The organism is Campylobacter sp. RM16192 (assembly GCF_004803855.2).
GTDB lineage: Bacteria > Campylobacterota > Campylobacteria > Campylobacterales > Campylobacteraceae > Campylobacter_A.
Window position 1 is genome coordinate 19596 of sequence record NZ_CP012553.1, and the last position, 8470, is coordinate 28065.

Consider the following 8470-nt stretch of genomic DNA (forward strand, 5'->3'; position numbering starts at 1 on the left):
TATGGCTAAAATTTTCTTGGATAATAATATCATCATAGACTTTTTAGTAGAAACAAGAAGGTTTAATAAGCAGGCCGTAGAATTGTTTTTAACTTTTACAGAATCAGATACTATTTGCTACTCTTATGGCAGCATTAGTGACATATATTACGTTGCTAAAAAATGTTACGACGTAGAAGACAAAATGATGATCAGTTTTTTCAAAGCGCTACTAGAGGCAGATAATTTTGAGTGTTTATCTCTTTCAAAAAATGGACTAATAAGCTCTTTTGAATATGCTACTCAACTGAACCTGCAAGGAAATCAAATAGATATTGAGGATATCACACAATACTTTTGCGCCAAAGAGAATGGTTGTGACGTAATTTATTCAAATGATAAAAAATTTCCCCAACTAGATATCCTCATAAAGAGAACTTCGCCAGAAATTCTTGATTATGTACCGAATGCAGCAAAAAACTAATATGCCGATACAATCATCTTATCAAAACCCTCCGACTTTCATATTTAAAAACAAACAAAAATATGGAAAGATAGAAGAGGATAATTTTTATATTTACAATGTAAAGTTAGACGACTACGCTTTAGACAATAGCAAGCTTCATCTATTCTACGATATATTGCCTGAAGGCGCAGACCTCTTAATTATGCGCAGATTTTTTAATCCAAAAAGCGATTTGGAGCTGTTAAAGCATCTTAACAATACCATAGGGGACTTTACTTTCTCATCATCAAATTTATATAAAGGCGAAGAGATTAAATTTTCAGATATTGATACAAGAGATTTTGATTTTCCAAACGAGATAAAAGCGGATATAAATATTAGCTCTCAAGTTTTATTTGTAAAATCAGACTCAAAGCCGCCTAAGCAGCAAAAATTATCCCTTCCCGGCTATCAACATAAGCTTCAAGCGGTTATTAAAAATAATATCATTTCCGAGAGTTACGGCGATTTAATTTTAAAGCCCGCTAATGATTATGAGAACTTAGCAATTAATGAGCATTTACATACGACTTTTTTAAAAGAATTCGGTTTTGAAGTTCCGTATAATGGACTAATCTATCATAAATATTACGACTTTTCGCACTATGTCGTTAGAAGATTTGATTTTGATGCCGATAAAAACAAGATAAGCCAAGTTAGCCTCAATGCCTTTATGCAAAGTTCTGATAAATATGAAGGAACTATTGACAAGATAGCAAAATTCTTAAACGAAGAAAACTGCCTTGATGAAGATGAAAAGATTAAATTTTTAAAATACGTCTTCGCCAACACTTTGATGTTTAATTCGGATTTTCACAAAAAGAATATCAGCTTTTTTGTAGATGGCAAAAATTTAAAGCTTACGCCCGCTTATGACGTTATAAACACATTTCCTATTACTAAGATGTTAAACGAGCAAACAACACTGCCTATTAACGGCAAAAAGAGTAGCATTAACATAGCCGACATAATAGAGATAGGCAAAAAATTAGGCATTAAAGACGAAAATCGTCTAGCTAGTGAGCTTGAGAATATGATAGAAATTTATAAAACAAGATACCCTGAGTATCTTGCAAGGCTAAAAGATATAAAAGGCATAAAAAACTACGAAAATTTTTTTAGAAAGTTACTACAATCTTACAGTATTCAAATCAGAGGCTTTGAGAAGAGATCCAAAACATGGAAGCTATAAATATTTTTGACAACAATACTCCTGTTGGAGTTCTAAAAATATCATCTCATGGCAAGAATGAAACCTACTTCTTTGAATATTGCAATAGCTGGATTTCTTCAGGATACGAGATAGATCCGAATTTGCCGCTCACAAAACAAAATTTTATATCTAAAGAAATTTGGAGTGTTTTTGAAGATATTAGTCCAGGAATATGGGGTAAAATAATTCAAACTAGAAAAGCAGGAAGCAATTTAACTACAAGCGAATATATGCTTGGAGTGAGCGATTATTTCAGGATAGGCTCATTAAGGCTGATGGTTGATAATGTGTTTGTTTCGCCTACGTCAGACACTCCAAAGCCTACTAAACTTAATGAGCTTTCAGCCTCTATCATAAACATAGAAAAAGGCGAGAGCGCTCCTGAAGATTTAAAAAATTTAATCGAACCCAGCGGAAGTCTTGGCGGTGCTAGACCAAAAGCTAGTATTATGAAGGATGGATGGCTATATATTGCCAAATTTCCGTCCATAAAGGATGAATACAGGCAGATAAGCAGATGTGAAAAGACTATGCTAGATGCTGCAAAGATAGCAAAAATAAATGTCTGCGAGAGCGAACTATTTGAAGTTAAGAGCGGCACAGGATTGCTTGTAAAAAGGTTTGATAGGAATGAGGAAGCAAGGATTCCGTTTAAATCGGCTATGACAATGCTGGGAGTTAAAGAAGGCATTAGTAGCGAGAGTAAAAGCTACTGTGATTTAGCCTTTTTACTAGACACAAAGAACAAAAAAGAGCTTTTTAGACGAATGGTCTTTAACGGGCTTTTTGGAAACACTGACGACCATCTAAGAAATCACGCAATACTTTATGATAAAGACACAAAGAGTTGGAATTTATCTCCTGCTTTTGATATAACCCCTGAAACCATATCTTATTCTAAGCAAAACCACGCTTTAAATTTTATAGATTATAAAAATTTACCGGACATAAATCTATTTGATTCCATCAAAGAATTCTTTGAAGTAAGCAGCTCAGATTTTAAAGAGATTTTATCAGATATGTTTAATGCCAGAGAGCAGTTTGAAACTATTGCGAGAAGCAATGGAGTTAATTCAGACAACTTAAAGATGTTAAAAAATAACTATATGCAAAACTTTCGGAACTTATAGTAGCCTGCACTAAACTCCAATTATTTATTTAAAGATCAGAAATAATTTTTGTAATACCTTAAGCCTTGAGTAAAATTTTTTAAATCTCTTCTTGAGTAGAACCTAAAATCTCTATAAGAGCCGTCTTTGTCGTCTTGACTATAAACAAAATGCACTCCGCCGCCATTAGCTTCTTCAAAAATCTCTTTAAACTCTCTATTGTTAGTGTTATTAATTACAGAAAAAGCCCACTTTTCATATTCGTCAAATTCGTTGCCTATTATCTGCTCTTGCTCATACCAGCTTAAATCCAGCAGCTCTTCATCAGTTCCTCTTGGAAGCTCATTTATAAACTCATATAGCGGTCTAATGGCATAATATTCTTCTAAAGCTTCAAATGACGGCTTCTCTTCATAGTAAAATATCTCATCTTCATCAAGCTGTTTAAATATTTTATCTATGTTATTGGCAAATTCCTCATACTCCTCAAAAGTATCAAGGACTAAAACGCTATGTATATATTTAAAAGTTTTTATTTTGTCTGCATATTTTGACTCAAGCAAGTCTTCTTGGTCTAAAAAAGCAGCATAATATAAAGCCTCTTTAACAACGTCATATTCTGCATTTTCTCCGGATTTAGAGTGTATGATATTTCTAAGAAAAGCCCTTTCTTCCTCATACTCTTCGATGATTTCTCTGTAGTAATTTTTAAACTTTAACATTTTTGCCCTGCTCGTTTTATTCTTTTGAAAGCTTTTCCATATATTTCATCAAAGCTTCTAGCTTTTCTTTAGATGCGCTTTTCGCAAACGCATTTAGCTTTTTGCGCATAATATTAACTTCTGAGTTCTTTTTTGCCTCTTTCTTAAGCTCAAGCTCTTGTAGCAAAATTTCAACCACTTTTTCAATCAAGGCATTACCAAATTTTAAAATTTGTTTTTGGTCGTAATCGTTTTTTATAACGTTTTCATTATACTCATTATCTATATCTGGAATTTCATAAAAAGTGCTTAATTTCAGCCCAAAATCTTTTGCTATTGCCCTTGCATTTTGATAAAAATTTAAATTAATTAACGCTCTAAATAACAATAATTTGCACAACTTACTAAATTTTTCAGAAAGCTCATCATCTTTTTTTAGCCTATATATCTGTTTTGTTGATAGTCCGTAATCAACTATAAGTATTTTTTCTTCTTGAATTAGCTTGTAAGACAATATGCTGCTTATAACCTTTTCCGGAGGCAATGCCACCTGTTTAGAAACATAGTTTATAGAAGTTAAAATTTCAGCTTCCTCTTTATTTAAATTCTTCTCTTTTTTATTTTTCATCCCCTTAATTTGAAAAAATAGGTTATTAAATTCTATATTCTTTCTCGCATCGCTATAAGAATCTGAAAAATAATCTTCTTTGGAGTATTTATTTAAATGCAAGAATATGGCTGAAAAAAGAGCTTCTACTTGAGCAAAATCAGATAACTCTGATCTCAATCTGTTTTCGTCAAATGCTACCAAGTATCTGCTATATAAAGGCATATCACTATTAATTATCTGCGCAGGCACGGTAGTGATTTTTGCGCAGCCCTCCATACTGTTAATGACATTTACCGCCCTTAGTCTTCTTCGCCCGGATATTACCTCTAGCGTGTTGTCATTAACTTTGGCAAAAATTAGAGGAACTAAAATGCCCTTTTCTTTAATGCTTAATACTAAAGATTTAAAAGCTCTGCTCTCTTCAAAATCGCCGTCTAGCCTTCTGTCTTTTAGCTTATCGAGTATCTTGTAGTTGGCAAGATTGATTTGAACTATATCGTCATTGGTAAATTTCATAAAATATCCTTTTTTAATAAAATAATATTTAAGATTATATATTTTACAATATATTTTTTAATATTTATAAATAATTTTAAAAATATTAGTATAATTGTATAAAAATATCAATGATATTAAAAAACTATTTATTGAGGGAGATGCATTGTCCGTTACAGAAAACAATCAAGAAAACACTCTTTTAGAAGAAGATAAAGAAAACAAAACATTTCAAAACCAAAAAGGCAGACCTACTGTAGATGAAGAAGACAAGAGAACTGAACAAATAATAATCTATTTAACTAAAAAACAAAAAGAAACACTAAAAAATAAAGCAAAAAAAAATAACTTATCAATATCTAAGTATGTAACTATAAAAATTTTTGGACTTGAATAAAATTTTATTAACAACTAAATTTTTAGAAGCTTGAACCTATGGAAAATTATAAAGATTATAGACGAATAATATTTTTGCATTTTGTGATTATTTATATAGTATTTTTTTATTTTATATATGTATACTTATTATATATTACAAATTTTATAGACCCGCCTATAGATTTCTTAATAATCGGATATATATTACTAACTGCCATGGGTTATCTATGCATGATAGATCGTGAGCATAGCTTAGATACACATATATACTTCAAAAAAACAATCAGTTTTATTGCAGCCACATTAACAATGGCAATTCTTCCTGTTATTTTAAATTTTTTGATGGAAGTATTTTTTCAAATTTTGAATTTTTTAATTTTAGATCATAAATAATATCTTATAGTTTTTGATTTTTCACCGCCGAAAATATAAATTCTTAGAATACCTTTTGCGATTTTTTAAAAAAAGGTCGTAGCTTTACGAGGTTGAAAAATTTTTGTGGCAATTTTTAAAAATCAATCCGGATAAATTTATGCTAAAACGCCTTTTAGATTTTATGCTCTTTTAAAATTTCTATCGATTATATATTCTAGTTGGTTCTGTTCAAGTTTAAAATTAAAAAATGAAATTTACAAAAAAATCATTCTACTTTTAAAAAACTTAACAAAAAGACGAAGTATTTTTGTAAGTTGCAAATATAAACAAATACAGCTAAAGTTCGATTTTATCGTGATTAATGCTGTATTTGTTTTAAAAAATAACTTGTATTAAAAAAGCAAATTTTTTTAAAATTTTGTAGATTATTATATAAGGCTAATAAAACCTTTTTTTCCCTTAAAGGCATATCCTACTTTGTCAAAAAATACACTACGGATTATAAATCCCACATCTTCGTCTGTAAAAACATAACCATTTAAATTCTCATTTAAGAGCTTTTTATATGTTTTGTTAAATTTCTTTACAGGCATATCTTCCTCTATAAAAGAGTTTTTTAGGGCAATAAAAGCTTTTTCTTTATTGTTTTCAATATTTAAGAATTTTTCTAGCAACTCTTTTCTTACTTTTATTACATTAAGTGGTTCAAGAGAAAAAAACTTCTCTGGAGTTGCCAGAGGAAGCATACATTGCCATCTATCCCCGCTATACTCGATTAAAAAATCCCTAATCAGTCTTTCGCTAGCGTTCATATTAATAGCTGCTAGTTCTTCTTTTATTTGAAGTGATAACACACTGATAGATAAATACTCATTTTCTTTTAAAAGCTTAATAGCGGTATCAGATATCAGATTGCTCTTGTTGATGCGATGAGATTGCTTTATGACAGAGACATTTACAACTACTCCATCATTAATATTTATCTCTTCAGGCAATACACCATAAGCCCATTTTTTCATATTAAATTCACTAAGTATTTGTAAAATTTCTTGCTCGGTAGTATTGATTGCATCTTTAATTTTATAAACTAAAGTTGAACGCATTACAGAGCTTTCTAGTTCTAAAATGTTTAAAATTTCCTCAATTATCTTGTCTTTGTTGCTAGTAATCTTCATTTTCCACACTTAAATAAGTAATTAAATCCTCATTAGATATCTTATCATTTACAACCACATTAGAAACTGAATCTTCTAGATCAACACTATCCAATAGTAAATTTTCATACTCTTTTAAGTCAAAATGAGAAGTATCGTCTTCGTCCCCTACTTCGTCATAGCACTCTTGATCTTCATTACTTTGCTCATAATGACAATCTTCTGCGTTTAATTCTTGACCTTTAAGATACTCATGCAACACAAAATCATCTAGATTCCTATCGGTATGTAGTAGATCACCATGGATATCATGAGATAATTCTTTCTTGTCTGTCTCAATATCGACAATAAATACTTGGTTTTCTTTTGATTCAATAGCCTTTGTAGCTTGGTTTTCAAGCGTATCTTCTTCCTTCTTTTCCTCTATTTCAATATTGTTAATATGAAAAAAGCCATTAAAAGGATATAAGTCCGGGCGTTCTTTTGCTGATGGTAAAACTATATAATCGCTATCTTCTATCTTGTAATATTTTTTTTCAGGGTTATATTTCTCTTTGCCTTCTGGCTGCTTAATTTCAACTTCTTTCACTTGATGCCTTCTTTCGTCTTAAGTATTCATTATATGAACATTGAGGTATATCTTCGTATGGAAAATCATCATTTTCTTTAACAATATATTTTTTGTTTTTAATTAGCCTTGAAATATATTCCATTTGTGCTACCCAAATTCCATAAGCAATATCGCGCGAGAAGTCAGCCCTTTTAAAGCCGGCATCCATCTTGCCACAATAGTAGTTTAAAACGCTTAGGTCTTCTCTTTTTGATGTATCAACCTCTTTTGTTCCAAGTCCTGTCTTGCTTATAATAAACTCAGGAATACCAATAAACAAAAAAAAGATAAGATAGAAAAACTTTTCAAAAATTTTTGCAATCATTTTTAACTCCTTTTTAAATTACAATCGAAAACGGACCAGGCTTTTCATAGTATGGAAGATACTCATAAGGATAGTTTCTTCCGCCTGCACGATAAAAGTCATAAGTAAAGAAGTTATTTATCGTTACGTCTATCAAAAGACCGTATGTCCCGCTTAGAATTACTGCTAGTTGTATGGTTACGTAAATTGTTGTTTCTATCGCATTAAGAAAAATTCCCAGCGTAGTGTCAAAAAACAGGACAAGTGCCGATGATACAGCCAATATAACAACGTATGTCAAAACTAGCAAAAATATGGTCTTAATACTATATAGAGCATCGTCTTTCCAATTCGCTACTTTTACAGCTTTTACTAGAGAAAAGATTAGCTGAAGTCCAATAGTCATACAAAACCCGGAAATCATAACCCACTTGTCATTATCGACACTAGCATAGGTCATATCTATAAATGTCTTAAATAAAATCAGCATTTGCAAAGCAAACAAGATATGTATATGCAAAGGTCTGCCAAGAATTTTAAAATATAACAACACTCTTGGGTTTTCAAGAAAGTTCATCTTTTATCTCCTTTTTAAAAATTTTAAATATCACATTTTATTTGATAGGCTTTAATTTTTAAATCTGCCATAATTAAATTGAACATAGCATCATTATTTTTCACTTCTTCAGCAGAAAAATCATTATTTTTAAAATTTTCCAAGATCTCTTTAAAATTTTTAGTTTTTTCTTCAAAATTATTTTTTTCATCAACGGATAAAATTTCGGTTTTTTTTATAAACTCAGATATTTTATCAATCACAGAAAATATTTTATCTATTTTTTCTTCTTGAGTTAATAGTTTTTTTTCCATTTTTTGTCCTTTAATTTTTAATATAGAATTATATGTTATATTTTTTAATATTTATTTAATAGTAATTAACATATAAAAAAATATCATTTTATTAAAAATTATGATATAATTCCAAAAGCAATCATTTTTATATGATCTTTTTTTAAAATTTTATTCAAGGATAAAAA

The 8470-nt window shown here is 30.1% G+C and carries 11 protein-coding genes; 4 read left to right on the forward strand and 7 right to left on the reverse strand.

Annotated elements, in window-relative coordinates:
• Position 1: 1 nt before the first annotated feature.
• Genes CDOMC_RS10010 through CDOMC_RS10020 form a run of 3 tightly spaced genes read left to right on the forward strand, consistent with a single transcriptional unit; the run spans position 2 to position 2827 of the window.
• Complete coding sequence (locus tag CDOMC_RS10010; RefSeq protein WP_185768518.1) at positions 2–463, forward strand: type II toxin-antitoxin system VapC family toxin; 462 nt, start codon at positions 2–4, stop codon at positions 461–463.
• Entirely contained in the window at positions 447–1676 is a 1230-nt protein-coding gene (locus tag CDOMC_RS10015) for a type II toxin-antitoxin system HipA family toxin (RefSeq protein ID WP_185768489.1), read from the forward strand. The genes CDOMC_RS10010 and CDOMC_RS10015 overlap by 17 nt, the downstream gene beginning before the upstream one ends.
• Positions 1664–2827: a type II toxin-antitoxin system HipA family toxin gene (locus tag CDOMC_RS10020; protein ID WP_185768490.1), complete on the forward strand. Its 1164-nt coding sequence runs from the start codon at positions 1664–1666 to the stop codon at positions 2825–2827. Before CDOMC_RS10015 ends, CDOMC_RS10020 begins: the two co-directional genes overlap by 13 nt.
• Positions 2828–2862: 35 nt before the next feature.
• Here CDOMC_RS10020 and CDOMC_RS10025 read toward each other — a convergent pair whose 3' ends face one another.
• Complete coding sequence (locus tag CDOMC_RS10025; RefSeq protein WP_185768491.1) at positions 2863–3528, reverse strand: hypothetical protein; 666 nt, start codon at positions 3526–3528, stop codon at positions 2863–2865.
• Positions 3529–3544: 16 nt separating this feature from the next.
• Positions 3545–4633 carry a ParB N-terminal domain-containing protein gene (locus CDOMC_RS10030; RefSeq protein ID WP_185768492.1) on the reverse strand — a complete coding sequence of 363 codons (1089 nt, stop codon included), beginning with the start codon at positions 4631–4633 and terminating at the stop codon, positions 3545–3547.
• Positions 4634–4727: 94 nt separating this feature from the next.
• Here CDOMC_RS10030 and CDOMC_RS10035 point away from each other — a divergent pair, with 94 nt between their 5' ends.
• Complete coding sequence (locus CDOMC_RS10035; RefSeq protein ID WP_185768493.1) at positions 4728–5009, forward strand: plasmid mobilization protein; 282 nt, start codon at positions 4728–4730, stop codon at positions 5007–5009.
• 784 nt (positions 5010–5793) lie between these two features.
• Here the strand turns inward: CDOMC_RS10035 and CDOMC_RS10040 are convergent.
• Genes CDOMC_RS10040 through CDOMC_RS10060 form a run of 5 tightly spaced genes read right to left on the reverse strand, consistent with a single transcriptional unit; the run spans position 5794 to position 8303 of the window.
• Entirely contained in the window at positions 5794–6540 is a 747-nt protein-coding gene (locus tag CDOMC_RS10040; protein ID WP_185768494.1) for a hypothetical protein, read from the reverse strand.
• Positions 6527–7108 (reverse strand): hypothetical protein, encoded by a 582-nt coding sequence (locus tag CDOMC_RS10045; RefSeq protein ID WP_185768495.1) that lies wholly within the window; start codon positions 7106–7108, stop codon positions 6527–6529. The genes CDOMC_RS10040 and CDOMC_RS10045 overlap by 14 nt, the downstream gene beginning before the upstream one ends.
• Positions 7095–7454 carry a hypothetical protein gene (locus CDOMC_RS10050; protein WP_185768496.1) on the reverse strand — a complete coding sequence of 120 codons (360 nt, stop codon included), beginning with the start codon at positions 7452–7454 and terminating at the stop codon, positions 7095–7097. Before CDOMC_RS10050 ends, CDOMC_RS10045 begins: the two co-directional genes overlap by 14 nt.
• Before the next feature lie 13 nt (positions 7455–7467).
• Positions 7468–8010 (reverse strand): hypothetical protein, encoded by a 543-nt coding sequence (locus tag CDOMC_RS10055; RefSeq protein ID WP_185768497.1) that lies wholly within the window; start codon positions 8008–8010, stop codon positions 7468–7470.
• Between the two features lie 23 nt (positions 8011–8033).
• A complete protein-coding gene (locus tag CDOMC_RS10060) occupies positions 8034–8303 on the reverse strand; it encodes a hypothetical protein (protein WP_185768498.1) in 270 nt (89 codons plus the stop codon).
• Positions 8304–8470 lie beyond the last annotated feature (167 nt).